Genomic DNA, 25,747 nt, shown 5'->3' on the forward strand with positions numbered 1-25,747 from the left:
CGGAGGAAAGAATGAGCGAGTCCAAACCAGCCCAGAAATTTACCTTAGTGGATATTATTTTCGGGGTCACTACAACCCTCGGAATTCTGGCACATTTTTATTACGCGTTTTTTTCCGAAGCGGATTACGCACTTCAACTTCTACTATTAGGTGCGCTTCTTTTATTTGCGCCTTCTTACTTCTTCTATAAAACTATTACCAAGGCTGCCAAAAATCCGCAAGTGATCGGAAGTCTTTGGTTAGCGATCATTGTATCCTTAGTTTGGTTTGATCTTTATGTTGCATTCACTCCAGTTTCCGAGTTAGAAGAAAATTCTATCTCTTGGAGATTTAACGTTCTTCGTAACCAAACAGACGCAAGAGTGGAGAAGGAATCGGATAAGGGTGACTTGGAACAGATCCAATTAAAACCCCCTGAAAAAGCAAGAAGGGACATCAATATCATCGGTATTACCACCAAAACCTTGGACCAACTTGGTGGTGTTTGGCCTCTTCCTTGGAAATATTACGCAAAGATAATAGATAAATTCTCTTCTTCTACCAATCATCTCATGTTCGACGTTTTCTTCCTGGACTATAAGCCGGGACAAACGGATGAAATGGCTAAAGCACTTTCCGGAAACCAAAGGGTAATGTTCGACTATCCGATGGAAACCAGCTTGGAATCCAAGAGTACGATCATCAATTTAGAAAAAAGAACCGAGATCCTACGTAAGTTCAAATTAGAGAATGTAAAGGATGAAGAAACCGGACTTTCCTGGTTGAAATTCCCACAATCTCCTATCGAACCGATTGCCGAAAAATCTTCCGGTTTAGGTTTTGCGAATATTAAAAAAGATGAATCCGGTTTAAATCGCAAAATGCCTATCGTTGCTAAGATCTTAGGATCGGGCCCCGGTAGAGGAGATGAATACTATCCTTCTATCGATCTTATCATCGCTTGTAATTATTACGGAGTAGATGTTAAAAAAGATGTAGAAGTTGTGATGGGCGAATATGTGAAAATCAAAAATATTCCCCAAAAGAATATCAGCTATTTCGACCGCAAAACCTTAAAAATGGTCACCGAAGATATCATGGCCAAGCCGAATGATACTCGAGAGGTCATAATCCCAATAGACGAGTACGGCCAGATGGAGATCAACTTCCCTGGAGGATTATATTCTTATAATACTACCGAGTTCTTTGAAGTTTCAGAAGGTTGGGATAACGAAACTGCAACCCAGGTGAATAATAATATCTTCCTCGTTGCAATGTTCTACGCTACGGGAAGAGGTGCAGCAAAAGATACCCACTTGTCTCCATTCGGGGATATGTCCGGGATCGAACACCACGCTCATGCAATCAATACTATCTTAAACCAGGACTTTCTCTGGGACATGCCTTTGGCAGGGAATTTCCTGATCTTCTTCTCCATGGCATTTGTAGTAGGGTTGATCTTGCCTAGAATGAAAACCTCCTGGGGATTTTTATTCATCATCGGTATCGCTTTACTATACAGCATTATCACATTATACGATTTCTCTGAATTCAATATAGTTCACGTATTCCCAGCAGTGGTTATGGAGCAGTTCTTCATATTTGTGGGTATCATAGTCTATAAGATCTTAACGGAAGAAGAGAATGTAAAATATATCCGTACCACTTTCTCCAAATTCGTTTCTAAAGACGTTGTGGACGAACTTCTTAAAAATCCGGAAAATCTAAACTTGGGTGGATCCAAGAAGGATATCACGATTTTCTTCTCGGATATCCGCGGATTTACCACCATGTCCGAAAAAATGGGACCGGAAGAACTGGTCCAATTCCTGAATCAGTACCTTTCAGAAATGACCGAGATCATTATCGAGTTCAAGGGAACGATTGATAAATACATGGGGGATGCGATCATGGCTTTCTGGGGGGCTCCGGTTCCTCTAGAAGACCATGCTTACTACGCTTGCGCGGCTTCTCTCGCTCAGATGAGAAGACTCGCAGTCCTGAAGGAAGAATGGAAAGCAAGAGACCTTCCTGTGATGGACATTGGTATCGGATTAAATTCCGGACCGGCTGTCGTGGGGAATATGGGAAGTTCTCACCGGATGGACTATACTTGTATGGGAGATACCATTAACCTGGGATCTCGTCTGGAAGGATCCAACAAGGAATATGCCACAAATATTATTATTTCGGAATATACATACGAAAAGGTCAAGGACCGCATAATTGCCAGAGAACTGGACCTAGTCAAGGTAAAGGGTAAAACCAAACCTGTCCGGATCTATGAACTGATCGACTTAGTGAACGAAGAAGACCTAAAACTTCTGAGGAGACCTTTGCATTCGGTAGAGCAGTCCTGATGACCGTTAAAGACGGAATACATGCAACAGGAAGATTCGTTATTGAACGGGATCCGCCTTCCGGCGGATCTCAGAAAATTGCCTCTCGAGGAACTGCCTAAACTCTGTTCCGAGATCCGAAATTATATCATTGATACTCTCTCCGGGATCGGAGGGCATTTCGCAAGTAACCTAGGAGTTGTAGAACTCACAGTCGCTTTACATTACGTTTTTGATACTCCAAAAGACAGACTGATCTGGGATGTAGGACATCAAACATATCCACATAAGATCCTTACCGGCAGAAAGGAAAAACTTTCCACAGTTCGTAAGTTTCAGGGACTTTCGGGATTTCCAAAAAGAGAAGAATCGGTTTACGATTTATATAATACGGGTCATGCGGGCACTTCTATTTCCCAAGCCTTGGGAGAAGCGGTTGCTCGTGATCTGACCGGGAAAGATTACTCAGTAGCAGCAATTATCGGGGACGCATCCATCGCTACCGGTATGGCTTTGGAAGCAATGAACCATGCAGGGCATCTGAAAAAAGATCTGTTAGTTGTTCTAAACGACAACTACATGTCCATCTCTAAGAACGTTGGGTCTATTTCCAATTATCTGAATAATATTATCAGCTCCCATTTTTATCTGAATTGGAAAAGGGTATTTTACACTTTTCTAAAATGGCTTCCGATTGTTGGACCTGCAATGGAAAGCTTTTTCAAAAGGGTAGAAAAAGGATTCAAAGATGTTTTCACTCCGGGCGGTCTATTCGAGGATTTAGGTTTTATTTATATAGGACCTGAAGACGGTCACGATGTGGTCCGTTTAGTTAAGATGCTCAGAAAGATCAAAACAATGAAAGGGCCTGTACTTTTCCATACGATCACCCAAAAAGGAAAAGGTTACGTTCCCGCAGAGAAGGACCCGATCAAGTACCATGGAGTAACTCCATTCCGCAAAGAAGATGGAGCCATGGATTCAGGCGATTCTTCTAAAATTTCTTATTCTAAGATCGTAGGTAAGGTGCTTTCGGATTTAACTGAAAAAAATCCAAGAATTGCAGCGATCACTCCGGCAATGATAGAAGGTTCCGGACTCGGGGAATATGTTTCTAAATTCCCGGATCATGTGTACGACGTGGGTATCGCAGAACAGCACTCAGTTGCTTTTGCGGGAGCCATGACTAACGGGGATGTGATCCCTTATATGTGTATTTATTCTACCTTTTTGACCAGAGGGATGGATCAATTGGTGGAAGATGTTTCCCTAATGAACCTACCTGTTAGATTCGTGATCGATAGAGCTGGCTGTGTTGGGCCGGATGGAGAGACTCACCAAGGATTATTCGATCTAAGTTACCTTCTATCCTTGCCGAATATGGATGTGTTTGTACCTTCTTCCGGACAGGATCTGGTGGATTCACTTAAATATATGGAGAATTATGATAAGTCTCCGATAGCGATCCGATTTCCTAAAGCAAGTGTAGAACTTTCCGGTTTAGATTTTGGTGCAGAGAAGGATCTAAAACCGGGAAGTTTTAGAGTTCTACAAAGAGGAACGGATATCGCTCTTCTTTCCATTGGTTCCATGTTGGAAGAGGCCAAGAAGGTGGCTAGTCTAATAGAACAAGAAGGATATTCAGTCACATTGATCGACCTGGTTTGGCTTCGCCCTCTGGGTAAAGAGGCTTTGGACGAAGAACTTTCTCATGTTCGTCATTTTGCGATCCTGGATGAGAGTTATCTAGACGGGGGAGCTTCCGGATATCTGTTGAATCGGATCTCTCCCGAATATTTGGGACGTTTTATCAAAACATTCGCATTCCCATCCGAGGTGATCCACCACGGGGAGAGGAAGGAAATTTTCGCGGAGTACGGTTTGGATGCTCAGAGTATCTCCAAGTTTCTCCAGGAAAATGTAAAGAAGGAAGTCCTACACGGAAAACGGAATTAAGCTATTTCAAGAGGCGTCCGAAAATAAAAATAAAAACGGGTAGATAATTGGAAAACCTGACGCCTGAAGACAAGCTAGAAGCATCTAAATTTTTTTATAGAACCGGCGATTTGGATCGTGCGGAATTCCTACTAAAATCCTCTTTAGAAGATACCGAAAGCCATGAGACCTATTTTTTTCTAGGTCTGATCGAAAACCAAAGAAGCAATTGGAAAAAAGGTCTGTACTATTTCTACCGTTCCGTAGAAGTGAATCCTGAATACGGAAATCCCTGCAACGAGATCGGGATACTTCTACTTCGTATGGGAAGAGAAAGAGAATCCGTTTTCTGGCTCAAAAAATCACTTCGTTGCACTTTAAACGATGCACCTCATATTTCTCTTTTTAACCTGGCTACTCTTTATAAGATCTGGAATCGTCCGGAAAGATCTTTGCAATATCTGCATAAGGCAATCGTAATGAAGCCTGATTTTGAAGAAGCGAAACGCCTAAGAGAAGAACTCAACTCAGCGATCTAAATGTCTAACGAAACAATCACAATTCGCCCTGCTAGGCCGGAAGATGCGGCCGCTGCTGTTCCTTTGATCTATAGTTCCGGGCCTGCTGCCTGGGATTACGTGTTTAATGAGGGAAAAATTTCTGCTCAGGATTTTCTGATCAAGTCCTTCCAAGGAACCAAAAACACATTCAGCTATAAGAATCATTATCTGGCGGAAAAGAAGGGAGAGGTAGTTGGGAGTATCGTTATATTCCGGTCCGAGAACTTCTTCTTTCAAAACGCCGCAACTGCAGGAAATATTTTCAGGATTTATGGGTTCAAAGCTCCTAAGGTTGCAGTTCGCGGACTCAGCATGGAAGGAATGATCCAGCCTCCTAAATCCGGCAGATTATACTTGGGCCATATCGCCGTTCCGGGGAAAGAAAGAAGACAAGGGATAGCGGAGAAGTTGATGAGATTTGCTGTGTCGACTTACCCAGGTTACGATAAAATTTCTCTGGATGTTTCCCAGGAAAATCCAAACGCTCAAGGTCTTTATAAAAAATTAGGATTCGAGATCGTAGAAGCCAGGAATTTTTCCGGACCTAAGGGGCTTGTGCCTAACCATTATTATATGGAAGCAAATCGCTCCTCCTTCTAAACCATATATTATCCTTTCCCGATCTATAAACTGGAACGACAAATCTTCGGATCCATAATATACTTTTTTCCTTACTCTTTCTAAAGGGAGAAAAGAATGGAATTTGCTCCGGAGATGTTGGACTATGCAAATCTGATTTCCTCTAAGGGACTCACAGGTTTTACCCAAGGAAGTATCCAAAAGAGAAGAGACGGTTATTCGGCAATCGGGGAACTTTTGGGAGAAGGTCCGCTTATGCGGGAGATCCAGGATATCTCGATCCCTTCCAAAAGCGGAAATATATTCATAAAAAATTATATTCCAAAAACGGACCCTAAATCCAAAATTCTATACTTCCATGGCGGAGGATGGGTAGTCGGAAGATTGAAAGATTTCGATCCATTTGCACGCAAACTTGCAGAGATCACTTCAAGCATTGTATCTTTAGTAGATTATAGATTAGCCCCCGAGTTCCCATTTCCTTTACCATTAGAAGATGCTTATACTTCTTTAGAATGGATCTCTTCTCAGAATGAGAATATTTGGAAAGATCTTCCCTTGGTAATTGCCGGTGATAGTGCCGGAGGAAATTTAGCTGCTTCTACCATTCTAAAAGCTAAAGAAACATCCGGTCCTAAAATCGATCTTCAAATTCTGATCTATCCGGTCACTGAAGCGATATGTGATACTGATTCTTATAAAGAATTTGAATTAGGCCCTGGTCTTACTAAAAAAGATATGGAATGGTTTATTGACCAGTATCTACCTAACCACCACACAAGATCTGATCCGAAAGCTTCTCCTTTATACCAAACCGATTGGAAGGAACTTCCTCCTGCGATTGTGTTTATAGCAGACATAGATCCGCTTCGAGACGATGGAAAATTATATGCAGAAAAATTAAAGGAAGCCGGAGTTTCGGTTTTATTCAAAGAATTCAAAGGATATACTCACGGATTTTTTACCAAGGTAAATCTACTTAAGGCTCCTGAAGAAGGCCTAAGAATGATCTCAGAAGAAATGGATCGTATCTTTAAACGAAAAGAGGTTTATCTTTAAAAAATGAAAAGTATTAGATTAGTGGAATTCGGGTCCTCTTTACAATGGGAAGAAAAACAAGACCCGGAGCCAAAAGATTCAGAAGTATTATTAGAAGTAATTTCCTGTGGAGTATGTCATTCGGACCTCCATTTAAGGGACGGGTATTATAAAATTGGCGGGGAAGAAAAACTTTTCGTAAAGGACAGAGGAGTCAAACTTCCACTAACTCCAGGCCACGAAGTTGTAGGAAAAGTTTTGAAAGTAGGATCTAAGGTCCGTTCCGTCTCAATCGGAGAAACAAAATTAGTATATCCTTGGATCGGTTGCGGAACCTGCGAAGAATGTGAATCAGGAAATCCGCAACTTTGTTCTGCTCCTAAATCTTTAGGAATCTACCAAGACGGTGGTTATTCCGATCGTATCTTGGTCCCTGATAGGAAATGGCTTTTGGATATTTACAATCTTTCTCCTGAAGCTGCATGTTCTTACGCTTGTGCAGGACTCACTGCTTACGGTGCCTTAAAAAAAGCACTTCCTCTTAAAAAAATGGATTCTTTAGTGATTATCGGTGCAGGAGGACTTGGGATGTTTGCGTCTCAATTGGTTCCACTTCTCACCGATGCAAAAGTGATTTTCTTGGATATTGATGGATCTCGTTTGGAAAAATTACAGGAGCTTGGATTTTATACTGTTCTTTCTTCTCATCCTGATCCTATAGGGGAAGTCAAAAATATCTCCGGCCCTTTGGGGGTTTCCGCGGTAATCGATTTTGTGAATAATAGTGCTACTTCTTCTTTGGGATTTTCACTTTTGAAAAAAAATGGAACATTGATCGGTGTTGGACTTTTTGGTGGAGAGTTGAAAATCCCAACTCCAATTCTTTCTCTGAGAAGTTTAACAATCCGTGGGAGTTATACAGGTTCTCCGGGAGAACTGAAGGAACTACTACTATTGGTTTCTAAAAATAAAATCCGACTTGTTCCGGTGGAAATCAGAAGTTTTCAAGAAGCGAATTCTGCATTAAACGATTTAGCTAATGGGAAAATTCTAGGAAGAGTGGTCTTATCCGGAAAATGAGATCCAAGACCTTCTTCGCTTAGCGGCTTAGTGTGTACATTTTAATGCAGCTATTTTTATTTCACGCAAAGGCGCTAAGAAAGGAAGATATAGTCTTAAAAAACTCTGCAGCTCCGCGTGAAAACCATAGCTTATAAATTTTGGAATTCTTTAGGAAGTGAAACCTTTGGATTTTCATTAGTTTCCAAGATGGAAATTTCTCTATTTGGAAAAACCAGTTTTAGACCATGCGCAGATTCAGATAAATGTTCGCTTAAAACAGAGGATACGTTCCTGGCTAACTTGTATTTTAGAAAAGTATTTCCTTTTTTTCTAGCAAATAATTCTCCTTCTGAATCTGCTGCGATCTGCAAAGAAGAGAGGGGTAATTCTTCGCCTGAATCGCTTAAAAAATAAAGTTCCTCTTCCTTCTCCCAGACTCGGATTAGGTTTAGAGGGTAACCGAATAATTCTAAATATCCGTTTTCGGAAAATTCTCCGTATTGATTATCTATATAAATTCCGTCTTCTGCTTCTTTCAAATTCTTACGAAAGTATTCCAGAATATCTTTTTGTTCAATCTTGGCTTCACGGAAGATCCAATCTCCGTTAGGCAAAACCTTGATCTCGCTGTTTAAACGTCTTGCCATTATTCTTCATCCCTTTCTCTGTATCGGAATGCGACTCCTTCTAAAACTTTTGCGTCCTTTGCAATCTCCGCCATATTTGTAGTATAACCTTCCGTTGTACCTGTTTGGAAAATTGTAGGAGGAACAGGAACGAGCCCGACATTTGCGAGATACATACCATCCATACCCCTATCAAAAAGTTCTTTCTTAATTTTTTCGTAATAGAACTTTTCTATTCTACCGTCACCGAAGTTCCTAACGATGAGCCTTCCATAAGTTTTGTAGTTCCTGCGTTTAGGAGGATGTTTTAGGATCTCTATTTGCTCCCAACGAGGTTTATGAGAAACGAGCACAGTCTCTTTCTGGCTTCCTTCTTGGATAAATTCTACCGAAAAGCAGGAAACTAAGGTTAGGCAAGAGAATAGCAGGAGCCCCTTCCAAAACTGAATATTTATTCCGGTCCTAAAGCGAGTTAAAATGGGTAGAATGGCCATTCCTCCCCATTCAAGGAGCGCACATTCCGGGGACAAGCGGTTTTTTTGCATAGCCAAAAGAGGGCTTTTCAGACTGGGATTTTTTTTATATACTCTCCCCGGATACCCGGTAAATTCTCGCGAAATTCGGAACCCCGTTTAACCTGGTTCCTCCGGGCCACCAAAAACTCGTATGGAAGATATAGATCTCAAAAAACGCGCGAGAGAAAACGTTTTAAAAATAGGGTATTGTACTCTGGACGAGCTGGAAGAGAAGGTGAAAGCCTTCCGGGTGATGAACCAGAACGCAGCTAAGAAAAGATACCTTATTACTAGAGAACCTATCTCCGATTCATCTGGAAAAATTTTGGTTCCGAAAGCTGCCGAGATAGATATCTCCACCGCAAAATTACTTCGACGTCATTTTAAGCCGACTAGCGAATTCAAAACTTTCCAACCTGACGAAGGTATCGTGATCATCTCCGACATGACTTCTGCAGAAGGTGTTTCTTTCACTATGGACATCGTTACTCAGATCATGAACTTGGGTGGCGGTGCTTACGAAGGATTTATAGATCGAGTAGATAGTTTCGGAGACTTCATCAATCTTCTCAAAAAGTCATTATTTCCACGTCTGATCATCATTGGCTATATGCCTCAGGATAAAATCCAAGGTGAGTTATTGAACTTCGTTCGAGTGAAACGAGTAGATAATTATCTAAGAGCCATGGAGCTCACTCATACTGCATTTAAACCTCAGGCCTACTTTCCAAAGATCCGCCAAATTGAAATTTCTCAAGAAGATCCTAAGTCTTGGGGACGTTTTGTCGTAGAGATCGTAAGAGAATACACTCGACCTTATCTATTAGAAGAAGTTTAATTTCAGGGCGGCTCTTCGCTTTGCTCAGACCAGGCTACTACGAGTTCGCGTTCCGCTCATCCAGGCTCCGCCTGGACTAAAGCTCTCAGTATCCTTGCCGCGTGTGTTAATTTCATTTTTAACTTGTAACTTTTGTTGTTTCAAGTAGTCTAAGAATATAATCTAACACAAACCGATTTAGGTTTAAGGATCCAAATGAGCACATTTTCCGAAACAGTACTCGTGACCGGAGCTTCCGGACATTTAGGAAAAATTATCCTAGAAGAATTATTAAAAAGAGGCCATAACAAGATCATCGCTACAACTCGTAAGCCTGAAACCTTGGAAAACTTTGCAAAGAGGGGAGTCACTGTAAGGAAAGCAAGTTTCGACGATCCGGCTAGTCTTGTTTCAGCTTTTCAAGGTGCGGATCGTATCTTAATTATCAGTACTGATAATATAGGAAATAGAATCACTGAACATAGTGCCGCTGTGGATGCTGCAATAAAAGTAGGGGCAAAAAGAATTCTTTATACTTCTCTTGCCAAAGCTGACGAAGTTCCGGTCACATTCGCTTTTGAACACGAAGGAACAGAAGAAAAGATCAAACAAAGTGGTCTGGCATACACAATTCTTCGTAATAACATGTATTCGGATTATTTAATACCTAAACTACAACATGCAGTTGCCAGTGGTTCCATTTACGGGTCTGGTGGAGATGGGGCTTGTGCCTATATTTCCAGAACAGACTGTGCTAGGGTGGCCGCGGCTGCTCTACTTTCATCCGACCCAGGAAATAAAATTATAGAAGTGAGCGGTCCTAAGGCTTGGACCTACGCAGAACTTGCAAAATTTACCTCAGAACTAGTAAACATTTCTGTTTCCTATGTGGACCTTCCTGCTGAGGAACTTTCTAAGGCATTAGCAGGAGCCGGAATTCCAAAACCAATGGCGGATGCTTTGGCTTCTTTCGATGTGTCTATACGAGAAGGTTATTTGAAAGATGTGAACTCTTCAGTAAAAGATCTTATTGGAGAAGAACTTCAGGATGTAAGTGCACTTTTGAAAGAAAATAAGGCGGCTTTGGTTTCCTAAAGTTTAAGCCCGGCCTCGCGGAGGACTGCTTGGTGTGCCCTCGATAAACGCCTCTGGCTATCTCGGGCTCGCTCATCCCTATGGGTCGTTCGCGAGGAGTTGCCTCATTAAACTCTGTAAAATTCCATATTCTCGCGTAGAGGGTCCGGAAGACTTCCTAACGCGTTGATATATTTTTTATATCTGTTTTCCAACTCAGTAAATTTACGAGTTCGAATATTCACGAATCTGTTATTGATCTCACCGAAGGCAGGCATTTTAGAAACCTTCTCCCGGATCGTTCTTGCGAAAGGAATATGACGATAGAAAATTCCTCGGACGACTCGGTTTAATCTTTGCACACCTTCAGCTTCGTATTTGATCCAAAGTTGGTAATCGTTCGCAAAAATATCCCTTTCATTCCGGAAACGTTTGAATTCGGCTGCCAACTTTTCTTTGATCTCTATGGAAAGATCTTTGTTCTTTTTATAGAACTGAACATAGTCCATATAGTCGGCAGTGATGGATGGATTTCCTACGTTATTCCATTCAGGTCCTAAGATCGTTTTACAAAGTTCCCAACGGAATGCTGCAAATGCGTCGATCAAAAGAGATTTCAGATCACCTTGTACGAAAATAGGAAGAACGATCCTACCTCTACTTTCTTTGGAGCCGGAACCTCTATGGATGGAAAGCTCCTGCCACATCATTATCTTACTTCCGATAGAAGGAACAATTACAAAGTCAGGAACGATCGCTCTTTGAACGAATTCCTTATTAATCCCCATCTCAGGGTTATTATAGATTACCTCTCTGTTAAATACGGAGAAGTCTACGGCCATGATATCGTGGATCGTATCGGTAAGCATTTTTTTGGTAACATATGCTTTTCCGAGAGGGATCTGAGAATGATATTTGGTTAAGATCGGAAGATAAGTCGCCAAGGAGCCCGTGGTGAGTCGAACGTTCGCCTCATACATAGCGCCGAATTCGAATTTTAATCTTGCTTCCGGATTATCTATATCTGGAGGAAGATCGGATTCTTTTTTGAATACAGCATTCCGATTATCCATCTTGACTTTGTCGAAAAAGTTCTGACCGAGTTCATCGAGTGAAGTAGGGCATTCTCTTTTATAAATTTTTTCCAGCCATTCCGTTCCATAATGGATCGGAATATCCGAAACGGAAGTGATCGCGTCCTTGAATGTGGACATGAAAACTAACTGAGAATCATCGAGCATTGTTTCATCGAAAAAGCCGTATTTCAACATCAGGTCCACAGGTTTGGGAACATTTTTACCTGAGTTCACGTACTTTTGGAAACATGCAGCGTAAATATCGAAGTAGGTTTTTGTAATGGACCTTCTTAGTTTACGAGTATCGTTGTCTGAATCCAATGGATTTTTCAAAGACTTGAGTTTTACCATCATTGCGGAAAACTCTTTAATTGCATCTCCGCCCATACCGGAGAATTGGATGATACTAGATGCAGAGTTAGCTAATTCTTTTCGAATTGCAGTCGCATCCGCAGAACCATCCACAGAAATTCCGCTTCCATTCGACGCTGCTTTTGCAGTAGGATTAGAAGCCTCGAATTTTTTAGCAAGACCTGCAGTCTTTTCCAAAAACGATTTAATATTAGGAGAAGGGCTCGGGATCGCGGAACCGAAAATTGCCTGATGGCCTGCGAGTGCTCTTTCTATCTTTTGAGAAACAACTTGCAAAATAGGGACCACAAACTCCGGAGGAGCGGTTGCATATCCGTTCGCTGCCATGTCTAGGATCAGGAAATATTTTTCAGTAAGGCTTTCTACTCCGCCTAAAAGAAGAGAGAAGTTTTCATCTAATTCTTCTAATATACTTTTTGCGTTTTCCGTAATATTGTTCTGCACTCTGCCAAGTTTATCGCAAACATAAGAAACCATGCTTGGATCCGGTGCGAATAATTGTGCTAGAAGATTAGGATCTGCTAATATGACCTTACGGACAAAATTGAATTCTCCATCCTGGAATTCTATCTCTTCCGGATAATATTTAACTAGAAGCTGAGAATGATCTTCTTCCACATAATTGGCGGTTGGTCGTTCCGGAAGTATCCCACCATTATCGAAATAATGTTTTAAATTTTCGCGAGCAAGCCTTAAGACAGGATCCACAATTTCCGAACTTGGATCAGCGATCGGTTGTCCTGGCTTGATATCCGGAAAAACACTTGGGTTGAATTGATAATATAGAAGTGAAAGATTATCATTTGTTTTTCCCATATCGGAAGCGATCTTTCTGAGTTGGTTCACTCTTTTGAATGACTCAGTGATCTCTCTCAAAAGGGAACGACCCACCATAATCCCTAAAGAACTTCTGGCTGCGAGGGAACGACCCACAGTAGACTGGGACATAACATATGTGGAGAGCACACAGTCTTGTTCTGCTACAATCGTAAAAGGATAACGTCCGCTGCCGAAAAGTGCGGATGCACCAGGAGTTAAATTGGCTCCTGAAATTTTGAATAACTCCAGTTTTCTGCCACCCGGAGCTTCTACTAAATAGCGTAATGCTCCGCTATGCAATACGTTGAGAGAATTCGCGGCGCTTCCTTCCGGAAATAAAACCGTCCCGGCTTTGATTGTTACTTTTTGATTTGGTACGCTTGTATCTAATGCCATACGATCGCTGTTGGGGCAAATTAAGAAGAAAACTATCCTTCCCTAAGAATGGAAACTCTTTTTTAAAGGATTCTCTAAAAAGGACCTTGTGGATAAGGCAAAAGATTTCCAAGACTAAGGCGCTTATAGTCCTGCTTGACTCCTATAGTTTCCCGGAAAAAACCTCTTTAGAAAATGAAAAAAAGCAAAATTCTCTCCGGTGCAAAATCCATCGGGATGCTTACTAACCAGAGCGCATACGGTTGGAAAGGCGACTATCATTTCCGGATCATACAGAAAGAATACGGACTCAAAAAACTATTTTTGCCCGAGCATGGACTTTTTGCAGAGCTACAAGACCAGGTCTCTGGAAGTGGACTCATCTATAATTTGGGAGAAACTCAAGTTTTGAATTTGTACGGAGACAACGAAGAAAGTCTCGCACCCGCAGAAGAAGTATTATCCGATCTGGACGCATTGATCATAGATATCAGAGATGTTGGCGCTCGCTATTATACATTTTTGACTACTGCACTGTATGCGATGCAGGCAGCGGATCGACTTTCCAAAAAAGGAAAACCAAAACCTCGTATCTTAGTTTCGAATGCAAAAAATCCTGCAGGCTCTAAGATTGAAGGTTCTCCTCTCGAGAAAAAATTTTCATCATTCGTTGGGGTAGAAGGTACACTGCATCGACATGGTCTGTCTGCAGCTGGTCTTCTTGAATATTATAAAGATAAATTTAAACTGGATCTAGAATTCTATCGATTGGATCTTTATCCCAAACAAAACTCGGAGTTTTTATGGGTTCCACCTTCTCCCAATATACCTGCTCAAACAACTTGTTATGTTTATGCAGGACTTTGTCTTTTAGAAGGAACAAATCTTTCGGAAGGAAGAGGGACCACTCGTCCATTCGAAACTTTTGGAGCTCCGTATATCGACGATCTGGATAAATCACTTATAGGAAAACTCCAAGAAAAACAAAAAGGAATTTTCAGACTCAGGCCTTTAAAGTTCATCCCGACTTTCCATAAACATGCAGGAAAAGTATGCGGAGGTTATCAAATATTATTAGATAAACCTAAAAAATTCCATAGCTTACTATTCGGATTATTGCTTATCCGGACATTGAGAGAATTTTATCCGGACAAGTTTGAATTTCTACAAGGACCATATGAATTCAGATCCGATCTACCTGCGATCCAACTTTTGGTAGGAGACCAATTCCTTCTGGATTATCTAGACGGAAAAAGAACTTACTCGGAGATCCAAGATTATCTGGAAGATTCGGAAAAGAAATGGAAGAAGGTCACAAAGAGTTATAACTGAAAGAAGGCCATTGTAGGAGTTCCTACATCATAGAACTCCTAGAGCGGAAGCCTGGAAAACTCTGCCTTTAATTTCTGCAAATCACCCAAAAGATCATTGGGTGCAGGACGAATATTTTTCGCTAATTGTAGAGCATTCTCTATTAGATCTAAGATCAGTTTTTTCTCAGTTATTGCCCTGATCTTAGGCATATGACTCCAATCCTTTTTAAATAAGGAAGCTTTTTCGTCTACGATCGCGACTATCTTGTTTAATGTTTGGATCTCTTCGTTCATTAATGTCTCAAAAATTAGGAATTTCTAAAGAAATGTTTTCATCTTTACGTAGAATTTCAGCATGAAAGGATCTTTTTTTTCCGCCTTGGAAAACATTGGTAATATTATTCAAAATTGATTTTTCCTGAGTTTTACATTCAGGAGGAAGATTCGAAAGAAGTTCGGAAGAAATCTCGTATCTAAAAAAATTCGTACTTCCTGGTGCTAAATTTTTAGAAACAAAAGACCAAGAATCTTCTAAACAATTCAGATCTCCGCTTTTTATAAAAACCCGTATCTTATCTCCTGTGCTCGGAAAGGACAAACTTTCAGTTCCCTTGTTCTTTAAAAAAAGAAAGAAGATAGGAAACTCCTTAGAATTCTCTTTGCTGGAGGAAAGGCGGTAACTTACAAATCCGGAAGAAATTTCCTTGGATTCCGTTTGTCCTGAAAAAGCTAATGGATTTAAAAGTTTGGCCACTACGGAAAAGATAAACAGCAATAGTATAACGTCAAAAAACAGGATCAACTTGGAACGGTTATTTGATTTGCCTGCATCTTTACTTTTACGCAGGAAATCCTTGAATTCTTCCGGAGAGCGGGAATGGTAACCTTTACTCATTTTAGATAGTCCTAGGTCCTTTTTCCATAGATTACTTTCTCCTAGAAAAGATTGCAAGCATTCCTAAAAGATATAAAACTTTCGTTCTATATCAACCGCTGATCCAAATGATCGAAAAAAACAAAATTAACGGAAAGGCCCAAGTTAAGAATGCTCTGCCGTAGTTTTGCTGAAAGATCTGTTTAGACATTCGAATAAAAAAAGTGGCTTGAAGTATCAGTCCTACAACGAAGAACATAAAAACGAACCCCAAAAAAGCAACCATGGTGAACATATCTCTTTTTAAGCTAGGTGGAATTATGTTTAAAAGTATGAGTATTGGGAAAAAGGAAAGTAATACGTAAAGATTACTCGAGAATACAATCCCTAAGATCCGTTTAAAAGACCTTTCCTTTTCTCCGAATATATATAATGCAAAATAGCTAATGGCTCCAGCACAAATTTCGAAAACAACTAGGGAGCCTAAAATCAGGAAAATATTATATGGGAAGGCATTTAACATATACATTAGTCTCGATATTCTTCCTTCTTCCATGTTCTTTCTCATGATGTCTCCGTAGGTCAGGAGATAATCCAAATTAAAGAGAGAAATGGTAAAGTTAAAGAGGAAGTAAGCTAAAAGGAACCATAGGTGTATTTGCCGGGTCTTTCTTAGAAAATCGGTCGGAGTTTCCTTAAGGACAGATTCGGGTTTAAGATTGTAATTTAGATTTTCTTTGAATCCGTTTGTAAGGATATTATTACGCAGCTTTCCGCTGGAATATTGTAAAAATTTACTTAGCTGGTTTATCATTTATCCATTTTCCTTGATATAATAATTTTCCGGTTTCGTTTTTGAGAATTCCAATACCTTCTCTTCTACCTGCTTTCCATTCTCCCAAATAAACACTTCCATTCTCATATCGGAAAGCACCACTGCCGTCGAAGATAACCCCTTTTTTGTAAATACCTTTAAATTTGTTGCCGTCAGCTAAGGTTAGGGTCCCTATACCATCTGGTTCATCTTCATTCCATCTGGCTTTTAAGCGGCTTCCATCATTCCAAGTAAAGATACCTTCTCCTTGCTTTCTATTATAGAAGAAGATCCCTTCGTAGGTAGATCCATCCGGATATCTATAAAGTCCTTTTCCGTGTTTTAATCCGTTTCGCCATTCGCCTCTATACATATCGCCGTTTTCATTTTTAAACAAACCTAATCCATGGGGGCGAGAATTTAATACGTAGCCCTCGTAATAATCTCCTCCTCTAAATTTCATTTTGGAGAAACCGGTGGTACAATCTCCGGAAAGACAATCAAATCTTGTGGAGACCCGATATTGTACGAAACCGAAAAGAAGTAGCAGGATGAATATCGCTAAAGATATTAGTTTTCTCCGTTTAGTTGAAAATAAAAAGGATCTTGTCGTATCTAAAAATCTGTAAATGGTTGGTTTAAAATCTATTTTCATAATCCGTTAATCCCAAAAGCAGTATATTATTTGGTTCTAAATTGAAATTTTATTACATTCCGTCTGTTAAATTCCTTCACAAGCCATTCAACTAGACGGTTTGAAAAGTTGAAAGATGGAACTAAGAGAAATTTTGCCAAGGTCAGTCCTAAAAGAAGCTGAAGTTCTATATTTCGTAGAAATTCACCTCCCTGTCTTGCGAAAATAAGTAGAGGAAGCGAGAATAAAAAGATCCATTTTAATAGCTCATCGATTTTTTCCGTATATAGAGATATGTTCTCTTTATCGGTTAAAAATATAATATGAGAAAACAGGAATACCAGGCAGATATTAGATCCGATATAGTTACCTAGATCGATTTTTCCCTCAGCAAATGCGGATATTGCGAAAGTACTAATATATATGATAGAAATGGAAAATACATGTTTGAGAGCGAGTGTTAAGGATTCTGAATACGACGCGAACGCGAAGAACAGGATCGCTAAGTTCAAGAATACGGAAAGTAAAAATCTAGAACCGGATTTGGAGATTCTTCCGATTTTATCGTTTAGTTCTATGCGATAACCTTCCGGTAAATATGAGGCGGCTGCCTTTTTGATTTCTAATAATGCGGAAGAAGGGGAAGTAAAATCGGTTTTTACAGAAAAGGAGAGGACTGGTCGTTTATTTTTTCTATAAAGTTTTACCGGGGCCTTTCCTTCTTTGGGTTCATAGGAACCTTCTAAGGAAGCTAATTTGCCGAATTGGCTTCTGATCAAATACTTATTTAGCTGACTTTCAGTTTGCCTATATTCTTTCGCAGATCTGATCCTTATATCTGTTTCTCTGCTTTCTTCCGTGTAGCGGCTAACAATTGCTCCTTGAACGATTGTTTTTAAGAAGCCTCCTATTTCAGCGCTGTTGATCAGATTATCCCTATTATTAATCTCTAATCTAAGTTCATCTCTGGGGGATTTGAAATTCATTACAACTTCTTTTACACCCTTTACCGTTCCCGCAGACCGCGCGATCTCCGGAACGATTGCGTTTAATTTTTCACTAGAATCTCCGATTACGTCCATTGATATCTCTTGGACCCTTCCCATTTCGGATTCTTGAGTGAAATAACAAAAGGCAGGATTTTGATCTCCAACTACTTTTTTAAGGTTTTCGATCCTATTTCCTTCGAACAAGCTGTTAGTCTTGTAGTTAATTATTAAGAAGGCGTGAGAAGGACTTATTTGGGTAATTACTTCTTTAACTCCCTTTAGAGTTAGTATCTTATCTTCGACCTTTTGAGACGTTTCATTCGTAAAGGAGAACCCTGTACCGGAAGGAAGGTCTATATAACCGAAAATTCGATCATTTTCTAAATTAAAAAAAAGTTCCTTTTTTGAAGACCAAATCTTATGGAGGGAAAAAAGTAAAAGAACAAGGCATAATAAAAATTTAATGAATTCTTTTTTATTCAATACTTCATTAGGGGACACAACGATTGGATAATTTATTGTTCCGACCGGATTTGAATACAATGCAAATCCATATTTTACCTTTAAATGATTGATCGAGTTTGTGAGAAAATCGCCGGTATAAAAGATAAAAAGGAAACTGATCGTGGATAAGATTCCTATTTCAAAAAGATTTTTCATCAAGGAGGGATCATGTAAGTAGGATGTTAGAAAAATTCCAGGCAATAATATTGATGAAAAGATCAAATCTATACGGGGTATTTCCTTCTTTTTGCCTGTCATCTTCTTGAGATTCAGGCAATAGAAAACACCAACTAATATCGATATAATAGGCAGTAGATCGAACTCCTTTTTTCGGATGAAACTTAAGAAAGAAAAAATAAAAAAGAGTAATAAACTTTGTATTACGACAGAAATTAAACTTCCGGAAATTTCCTTTTTATTTTTTAAATAATGCAGGCAGAGTAGGGTCGAAAGACCGATGAAGCTGAAGAATATGATGTTTTGGTAGGTTGTTCCTACCGCCTCAGCACGATCATATATTAATCTAATATGATATTCCTCACTTCTTCTTTTTTCGATTAATTTTTGGATTTCGGAAGATAGTCTTAAAACATTTGCTCCGTGTTTTACGTAGATATAAAGCCCTATATTTTCTTTTCCATTGATCCTAGAAGAACTATCCTCGTCCCTGTAAGAGTGTGTTACATCAGCGACATCTTTTATTAATACTATTCGGTTAGAATTGAGTCCTAAGATAGGCAAACGACGGATTTCATCCAAACTTTCGAATTTGCCCGTTAAACGGACTTTTCGCAAAATGCCACTTGCTTCTACTTCTCCTATCGTTGAATTGATATTATAACCTTGAACACTTCTTTGAAGATCCGAAAAGTTAATTCCATAACCGCTTAGTTTCTGCATATCGCAAGAAATAAGTATTTCAGTGATCTTTCCTCCGGAAATGGAAACCTTGCTGATCCCTTCTACTCCTTCGATTTCCTTTTTTAATTCGTTATCGGCGAATGTCCTTAATTCTTTTAAACTGATTTGGGAAGAATTCAAAGATAGGACCAATACCGGCATTTCATCCGGATCGTAGTTAAGGATGAGAGGTTTTCTTGAGTCTTTCGGAAATTTTGCGCTCGCAATCTCTATCTTTTCCCTTAACTCTAAACCTTTCATCAGCATTTCCGAATTGCTTTCAAACTCTATCCTTATTTGGGATAATCCCTTTTCGGAATATGATCTCATCTCGACAATCCCGCCGATCCCGGAGATCTGTTCTTCTATTGGAACAGTGATTATACTTTCTACCGTTTCAGCATCTGCTCCTGGATATTCTACGCTAATCGTAAATCCTGGGTATTTGAAAGTTGGGAATAGCCCGTAACTCAAAGATAAGGAAGAAGCTAACCCTAAAACAAGGATTCCAGATAAGATCATCCATGAGGTTATTGGATTTAGCTTCATTTCTTTTTGGCTTTTTCTGGGTGAAGAACGATCGGAATGATGTTTATGGAATGGAGACGATAGAAGAAGACAGGAAGTAAGAATAGACTAAATACGAAAGAGGAAAGTAGTCCTATGATAACTACGATTGCCATTGGGGATTGAAATTCAGCGCCTCGTTGGAGTTCGAATACGACGGGAAGTAAACCCAACATACTGGTCAAATTATTCATGAGAATCGGGCGAAGGACAATCTTTCCGCTTTCCAAAGCGGCCTTTTTGTTACTTAAACCTTCCTTTTTCATAAGAATTAAGTATTCATAATATAAGGATGCATTATCGACTACAACGCCTAATAACAACACTAATCCTAAGAAAGCGCTTATATTGAAACTTTTTCCGAAAAGGAATAAACCGGGAAAGATCCCTATAAACATTAGAGGGATCGTACAGATCATTACTAAAGAAACTTTTAGAGATTGGAACTGACTGGCAAGAAGCATGTAGATCAACAACGCAGCCATGAGGAATGCAAATAATAGATCCTTATAGGACTTTTCGATATTTTCCTTTTCCCCACCGAAACGTATGGAATAACCTGGCGGTAATTTGATCGACGATACGATACTTTCTATCGTGGAGATGTCGGAATCTTCTTTTAATTCACCATAAATTGCATTGATCCTTGAGTTTCCCGATCTTAAAACAGAACTTTGTGAATCTATTTCCTTGATCTCTCCGATTTGGGAAAGGCGAACCAATTCTCCTGTCGGTGTTTTTACATTCATATAGAAGAATTTTTCAACAGAATCTATATCTTTTTTTCTGAAACTAATCCGAACATCCAACTCTTCTCCATCTAATTTAACTCTTGTTATATTCGATCCGAAATTTGCGGTCCTTACGTAACCTGCTAGATATTCGTTCGTTAGGTTTAAGGAAGTCGCTTTTACTGGGTCGAATTCGATCGCGTATTCTTTCCTGGTTTCCTCCATGCTGGAGCGAATGTCGACTGCCGCTTTGGCGGATTGGATTTTTTGTATGATCGAACTTCCGATATTTCTTAAGGTTAAGAGATCTTCCCCATGAATTTCTAGATTAAGTCTACCTGCTTCGGGAGAAAGTATATTAGCTACGATATCTCCCCCATTTTCATAAATAATTTTTACTCCAGATAAAGAATTAAATTTATTTCGGTATTTTTCTATCAGTCCTTTGGTGGAGGCGCGGCTATTATCCTTTAGGATCACTCTTATTGTTGCTTTATTGGACCCGGCTCCGCCTTTTTTCTTAGCGATGAAATCATCTTTTTCGTATCCAATCTTCGAAATCAAATGTTCTATAGATGAGTTCTCGGATAAGGTCCTTTCCATGGATTCCGTAATATCCGTAGTTTTTTGGAGAGATGTTCCTTGAGGTGTTTCTATATGGATCGTGAATTCCCCGTTGTCCACATTCGGCATAAATTCTTTGGGCAATACGCATATGAATTGAAGCGATAATAGGAGGCCCAATCCTAAATAGAATATTAACTTTTTAGGATTATCTAGATATTCAGAGATCCTTTTTTCATAATTTCCAAGTATTTGTTCATATATAGATTCGGATTTGAGGAATACGTTCTTTTCTAACCATGGAGACTCGATGGAGAAATTTTGTAAGGTAACGTAAAGTGTAGGAATTATGGAAATCGAAGCTATAAAGCTTACCAAAATAGAAATCACAATGGCTACTGCCATTTCCGAAAATAGGATCCCAATAAAACTTTTTATAAATATGATCGGCAAAAATACGATCACTGTAGTCAAGGTAGCTGAAACTACTGAGCCAATTACCTCATTCGCGCCTTGAACTGCAGCATCGGAAACTCCTTTTCCTTTTTCTAGATTCCTTTCAATCGAAGAAAAGATCACGTTGCTTGTATCGAATAACATTCCTATCCCAAGAGCTAACCCTCCTAAGGACATCATATTTAAGGAGATACCAGTTACGTAAAAACATAGAAAGGTCGCTAACAGGGAAGTGGGAATTATGCTAAGAAGAATGAAGGGGGTTTTTAGGTTACGAATGATAAAAACAAGAATTAAGAATGCCAAAAGTGCTCCAACAATTAGTGAAGACACCAAGCCTGAAACAGAATCCTTAATGAATACTGCTTCATCATAAACAACTTTTGCTTTTAACTTATCCTTAAAACGTTCGTTAACGGAAACTAATTCCTGAGAAACCCTTTCCGAAAGTTCTACAGCATTTTTTCCGGATTCTTTATATAAATATAAAATTACACAATCTTTTCCGTTATATCTAGAAATCCCAGTGCGTTCCTTATACAGGGTCTTAATTTCCGAGAAAGATGCGAGATCTATTGGGACACCTTGCTGATTACTGCCTACGATTGTATCTCGAATATCTTGTAAGGAAGAATATTCTCCAATAGTACGTAGTAATAGATCTTTGTTCCCGACCTGAAGACTCCCAGCGGGTGAATTGATATTGGAAGAGGTTACATATCTTTTTATATCTGGGATCGATATCCCATAAGCGTTCATTTTTTCAGAATCAATTTCTACTTTTACTTCTTTCTCAAACCCTCCGGAAATTTGCACATAAGCCATTCCCTCGATCCTTTCCAGATAAACCTTTACATTATCCCTGACAAAAGTTCGTATCGATTTGGAATCCTCTTCACTTTTAGGAAAAATGGCAATTTCCTGAAAGGAAGAAGCGGACGGATCAAATCTAGTCGCGATCGGTTTTCCCGCTTCTTGGGGAAGGGCATCCCTGATAAGATCTATTTTTTCTCTCAGTTCGATAATTGCATAATCTACCGAAACGTTAAATGAAAATTGTACGGTGATGATGGACAACCCCTCCAATGATTCGGAGGTTATCTTCTCGATCCCTCCAACCGTTCCGATGGAATCCGTCAAAGGTTTTGTAATCATATTTTCCACTTCTTGAGGAGAAGCGTTCGGATAATCCGTAATGACTGTGACTCTCGGAAATGAGATCTCGGGGAGAAGTGTTATTTTAATTTTTCCTAAAGCAATAATTCCGAAAAGAATTACAGCGGTCCAACCCATTAGGACGCTTACCGGTCTTTCAGTGCAGAATCGAATGAAGCCGATCATCTATCGCTGGATATAGGATTTACGGAAATACCGCTTCTAAGTTGGGACAGTCTATCTGTTACGACCAAATCACCGGTTTGTAATCCTTCTTGAACGACTACATTCCCATCCTTTTGTTGCCCTAATTTTAATTCCGCTTTATACGCTTTTCCATCTCGAACGACAAACACACTTCCCGTGATACCGTCTTCATTGAATAAAACGGAAGTATTCGGTAAAACTATACTCGGTTCTGCAGTTCCGGTGGAAACGTTAGCCCGAATGAACATTCCGGGTTTTAATCTTTTATCACCATTATCTACGATTGCTTTTATCTCTACAGTATGGCTCTTTTGATCGATTAGAGGACTGATCAATTGGACTTTTCCGGAAAATAAGACTTTCTTATATACGTCTGCGGAGAAGTCGACCTTCATCCCTCTTTTTAATTGTACAGATTCACTTTCCGGAACATTGAAGGTAGCATAAACATATCTAACGTTGATAACGGAAAGAACATGCTGTCCGGATCCGCTGCTTGCAAGAAGTTCCCCTTCTGTTTTAAATTGTTTTGCTACTACTCCGTTGATAGGCGAATAAGCTATCGATTCTTTAAGAAGTAAATTTGTGGATTTAGCCTGAGCCGCATGGGCCTTATATACTCCCTCTGCGACTTCTAATTCGGCTTTCTCCATTAGAGTATTGATTTCTTGCAGAGTCTTGGTTCGTTCTTCTTTGGTGTCCGGAACGGCGAGACCATTTCTAATAATGTCTTCGTCCGTAAGTCCTATTCTTTTTATCTCTAAATCTCTTTCTGCGATTTGATATGCACTTTCTTTGCCGTTTAAATTTAGTTTGGCGTTTTCAAATTCTTCCCGACTAAATCCTCCGGCTTTATAAATTTCTTCAATACCTTGGAAGGTGACCTTGGATTTTTCCAAGTCTTGTCTGTTTTTTTCAAGGATCGTTTTAGCTTTTTCGTATTCGTGTATTCTTGCTATTACGGCACCTTTAGCCTTCTCGTATTTTTCTTTTGCCAATTTTACTTGGGCTTTGGAGGACTCCATAGTAGCTTCCTGCTTCATAAGCTCTAGCTCTAAAGGCATTGTTTCCATTTTAAATAATTTTTGGCCGAGAGAAACTTCTTCCCCTTCCTTTACATACATTTTCTCTATTCTGCCGGCTATTTTCGAGAATACGTCCACCTTTTCCATGTAATCCACGACTCCTGATGCGTTTACGGAAGGAGTAAAAGGTTTTTGTGATACGGTTATTACAGATACGGATAATGCATCGGTTTGTATTTCAGAGCCATCGATATCCGATTCGGAAGATCCAAAGGAAAAAGGCTTACTTAATATCGAGGAAACCTTTTTTAAGGATCTACTACCGGATCTTTTAGAGATCCTGCTAATAAGGAATGACACAACAATGTATACACCAAAAGAGATTAGGAGGATTTTCCCGATTTTTGAACTTAATACTTTTCTTATGAATGCCATAATTTTTACGGGAATTTGTTAATGTTTACGAGAGATTTTTTCCGATTTTTCGGAGGTTCCATCCATATCTCTTCCGGAAAGAAGTTTATATTGGTTTTTATGAAATTCCGCTTTCTTGCCCAGTTTAGCCTTCTCATAAATCTCGGCCAGTCTTTCGTGTGCAAGCGCAAGTTTAAATCGGTGCGAAACTATTCTTTCGTAAGTAGCGATTGCTTGGTCCGTTTTTTGGGACTCTTCCAATAATCGTCCGCTTATAAAAAGTACCTCGGGGTTTTCTGATTCTTTGGAAAGATATAGATGAAGGTTATCTACGATTTCCTTGCTTAAGGGCCGGGAAGCGAATTGGGATTTTATAATCCAATTTAAGGCGTTCCAATTGGTTTCATCCTCTTCGAATGCTTCCTTGAAAATTGTTTCGGATTCCTTAAACTTTCTATCGTAATAAAGTAATTTTCCGATGAGAAGCCTGATTTCTTTATAGTTTGGATCTTCCGAATATATTTCCCGAAAAACTTTTAACGCTTCCTGTCTTTTGTTCAATAAGAACAGATCCAAGCCCTGTTTGTATTTTTTGTCCATTTCCTCTTCGGAAGGAGAGCAGGAGTAGATTTCTAGTGTAAGTAGTATTATGAGTATACGAACGGAATTTTTGATAAGAAATTTAGAATGGAATTTCAAGCTAAGCTGCCTTGGTTTATTCAGTTATCTTTTGTTCAACTTATCGGCTATGTTGGAACAGATGTCCTTTAAATGATCAGCATCCGAAAAATTTTTATTTTCGGATGTATAGGAGATAGTTCGTACCATTTTGCCGGTTCTGTCGAAAACATCAATAAATACTAATGTTGCTGTTTTCTTGTCCAAAATATTCCCGTTATCCGCCAAGGAAAAAGATCCTTGCAGATAGTAATCGAATCCGAAAGAGCTCAAGCCCTTGATCTCGGACTCGCTCAATAGTTTATTACTTTTTTCCTGTTTAGCAGCGGGGGCTGAAGGTTGAAGACTTTTGGTCATTTCCTGCATCGCGTTTTGCACATTTGTATCCGTTTCTGCTACTGGATTCGAAGAAGCAGGGTTACTACTGCCTTGTTTGTTCGCTGAGCCTTCCTGGGACGGAACAGAGTCGTCCGATTGTATGACAGCGTTTCCAGATCGAATGATCTCGAATCTGAGCATACTTACGAAATTTTTGATCCGATAAGGATCGAATCTTAGATCGCGATTCTCAATATATCCGATCATGATCTGGGACTTGGCCTTTTCCGGTTTATCAGCCGATCTAATATTCGTAAACTTATCGAAGCCGATCGATGATAGTATGGAACATCCTGGGAAAAGATAAACAATCGAACAAATAGTTGCTATATGAAAGATTATGAATTTATGATTAAGTATCCGGTTTTTCATTTTTCT

At 39.5% G+C, this 25,747-nt stretch carries 21 protein-coding genes; 9 read left to right on the forward strand and 12 right to left on the reverse strand.

The window, feature by feature from the left end; translation table 11 throughout:
* The first annotated feature begins 11 nt into the window (after positions 1 to 11).
* The 6 genes from EHO65_RS02425 to EHO65_RS02450 all read left to right on the forward strand — a co-directional run bounded on the left by EHO65_RS02425 (position 12) and on the right by EHO65_RS02450 (position 7,510).
* Positions 12 to 2,339, forward strand: coding sequence for an adenylate/guanylate cyclase domain-containing protein (locus tag EHO65_RS02425; protein WP_135772618.1), 2,328 nt, complete (start codon positions 12 to 14; stop codon positions 2,337 to 2,339).
* 21 nt (positions 2,340 to 2,360) lie between these two features.
* Positions 2,361 to 4,274: a 1-deoxy-D-xylulose-5-phosphate synthase gene (gene dxs, locus EHO65_RS02430; protein ID WP_135772619.1), complete on the forward strand. Its 1,914-nt coding sequence runs from the start codon at positions 2,361 to 2,363 to the stop codon at positions 4,272 to 4,274.
* Positions 4,275 to 4,321: 47 nt separating this feature from the next.
* A complete protein-coding gene (locus EHO65_RS02435; protein WP_086446712.1) occupies positions 4,322 to 4,792 on the forward strand; it encodes a tetratricopeptide repeat protein in 471 nt (156 codons plus the stop codon).
* Complete coding sequence (locus EHO65_RS02440) at positions 4,793 to 5,413, forward strand: GNAT family N-acetyltransferase (RefSeq protein WP_135772620.1); 621 nt, start codon at positions 4,793 to 4,795, stop codon at positions 5,411 to 5,413. It abuts the gene before it with no gap.
* A gap of 96 nt (positions 5,414 to 5,509) precedes the next feature.
* Positions 5,510 to 6,451, forward strand: coding sequence for an alpha/beta hydrolase (locus EHO65_RS02445; RefSeq protein WP_135772621.1), 942 nt, complete (start codon positions 5,510 to 5,512; stop codon positions 6,449 to 6,451).
* A 3-nt stretch (positions 6,452 to 6,454) separates the two neighbouring features.
* A complete protein-coding gene (locus EHO65_RS02450; RefSeq protein WP_135772622.1) occupies positions 6,455 to 7,510 on the forward strand; it encodes an alcohol dehydrogenase in 1,056 nt (351 codons plus the stop codon).
* Positions 7,511 to 7,641: 131 nt separating this feature from the next.
* Here EHO65_RS02450 and EHO65_RS02455 read toward each other — a convergent pair whose 3' ends face one another.
* Positions 7,642 to 8,139, reverse strand: coding sequence for a hypothetical protein (locus tag EHO65_RS02455; protein WP_135772623.1), 498 nt, complete (start codon positions 8,137 to 8,139; stop codon positions 7,642 to 7,644).
* Positions 8,139 to 8,612: a hypothetical protein gene (locus tag EHO65_RS02460; protein WP_244243412.1), complete on the reverse strand. Its 474-nt coding sequence runs from the start codon at positions 8,610 to 8,612 to the stop codon at positions 8,139 to 8,141. The genes EHO65_RS02455 and EHO65_RS02460 overlap by 1 nt, the downstream gene beginning before the upstream one ends.
* Positions 8,613 to 8,784: 172 nt before the next feature.
* Here EHO65_RS02460 and EHO65_RS02465 point away from each other — a divergent pair, with 172 nt between their 5' ends.
* Positions 8,785 to 9,471: a hypothetical protein gene (locus tag EHO65_RS02465; protein ID WP_008592254.1), complete on the forward strand. Its 687-nt coding sequence runs from the start codon at positions 8,785 to 8,787 to the stop codon at positions 9,469 to 9,471.
* A gap of 195 nt (positions 9,472 to 9,666) precedes the next feature.
* Complete coding sequence (locus EHO65_RS02470) at positions 9,667 to 10,545, forward strand: SDR family oxidoreductase (RefSeq protein WP_135772625.1); 879 nt, start codon at positions 9,667 to 9,669, stop codon at positions 10,543 to 10,545.
* Between the two features lie 107 nt (positions 10,546 to 10,652).
* Here the strand turns inward: EHO65_RS02470 and EHO65_RS02475 are convergent, their stop codons facing one another.
* Positions 10,653 to 13,187, reverse strand: a complete 2,535-nt coding sequence (locus EHO65_RS02475) for a Crp/Fnr family transcriptional regulator (protein ID WP_135772626.1) — start codon at positions 13,185 to 13,187, stop codon at positions 10,653 to 10,655.
* A 174-nt stretch (positions 13,188 to 13,361) separates the two neighbouring features.
* On the opposite strand from EHO65_RS02475, the gene EHO65_RS02480 reads away from it, so the two are divergent.
* Positions 13,362 to 14,498 (forward strand): DUF1343 domain-containing protein, encoded by a 1,137-nt coding sequence (locus EHO65_RS02480; RefSeq protein ID WP_135772627.1) that lies wholly within the window; start codon positions 13,362 to 13,364, stop codon positions 14,496 to 14,498.
* A 38-nt stretch (positions 14,499 to 14,536) separates the two neighbouring features.
* Here EHO65_RS02480 and EHO65_RS02485 read toward each other — a convergent pair whose 3' ends face one another.
* The 9 genes from EHO65_RS02485 to EHO65_RS02525 form a co-directional block, all read right to left on the reverse strand.
* Positions 14,537 to 14,773, reverse strand: coding sequence for a hypothetical protein (locus EHO65_RS02485; RefSeq protein WP_135772628.1), 237 nt, complete (start codon positions 14,771 to 14,773; stop codon positions 14,537 to 14,539).
* A gap of 7 nt (positions 14,774 to 14,780) precedes the next feature.
* Entirely contained in the window at positions 14,781 to 15,374 is a 594-nt protein-coding gene (locus tag EHO65_RS02490; protein WP_135772973.1) for a hypothetical protein, read from the reverse strand.
* Positions 15,375 to 15,465: 91 nt separating this feature from the next.
* Complete coding sequence (locus tag EHO65_RS02495) at positions 15,466 to 15,921, reverse strand: hypothetical protein (RefSeq protein WP_135772629.1); 456 nt, start codon at positions 15,919 to 15,921, stop codon at positions 15,466 to 15,468.
* 226 nt (positions 15,922 to 16,147) lie between these two features.
* Positions 16,148 to 16,822, reverse strand: coding sequence for an MORN repeat-containing protein (locus EHO65_RS02500; protein ID WP_244243413.1), 675 nt, complete (start codon positions 16,820 to 16,822; stop codon positions 16,148 to 16,150).
* 26 nt (positions 16,823 to 16,848) lie between these two features.
* Complete coding sequence (locus EHO65_RS02505; protein ID WP_135772630.1) at positions 16,849 to 19,743, reverse strand: efflux RND transporter permease subunit; 2,895 nt, start codon at positions 19,741 to 19,743, stop codon at positions 16,849 to 16,851.
* Positions 19,740 to 22,853, reverse strand: a complete 3,114-nt coding sequence (locus tag EHO65_RS02510) for an efflux RND transporter permease subunit (protein WP_135772631.1) — start codon at positions 22,851 to 22,853, stop codon at positions 19,740 to 19,742. The genes EHO65_RS02505 and EHO65_RS02510 overlap by 4 nt, the downstream gene beginning before the upstream one ends.
* Positions 22,850 to 24,334, reverse strand: a complete 1,485-nt coding sequence (locus EHO65_RS02515; protein ID WP_135772632.1) for an efflux RND transporter periplasmic adaptor subunit — start codon at positions 24,332 to 24,334, stop codon at positions 22,850 to 22,852. Before EHO65_RS02515 ends, EHO65_RS02510 begins: the two co-directional genes overlap by 4 nt.
* A gap of 18 nt (positions 24,335 to 24,352) precedes the next feature.
* Entirely contained in the window at positions 24,353 to 24,913 is a 561-nt protein-coding gene (locus EHO65_RS02520; protein WP_135772633.1) for a tetratricopeptide repeat protein, read from the reverse strand.
* Positions 24,914 to 25,036: 123 nt separating this feature from the next.
* Positions 25,037 to 25,741 (reverse strand): lipoprotein, encoded by a 705-nt coding sequence (locus EHO65_RS02525; RefSeq protein WP_135772634.1) that lies wholly within the window; start codon positions 25,739 to 25,741, stop codon positions 25,037 to 25,039.
* Positions 25,742 to 25,747: the final 6 nt, after the last annotated feature.

Origin of the sequence: Leptospira andrefontaineae, from assembly GCF_004770105.1 — a bacterium.
In the GTDB taxonomy this organism is placed as follows: Bacteria; Spirochaetota; Leptospiria; order Leptospirales; family Leptospiraceae; genus Leptospira_B; species Leptospira_B andrefontaineae.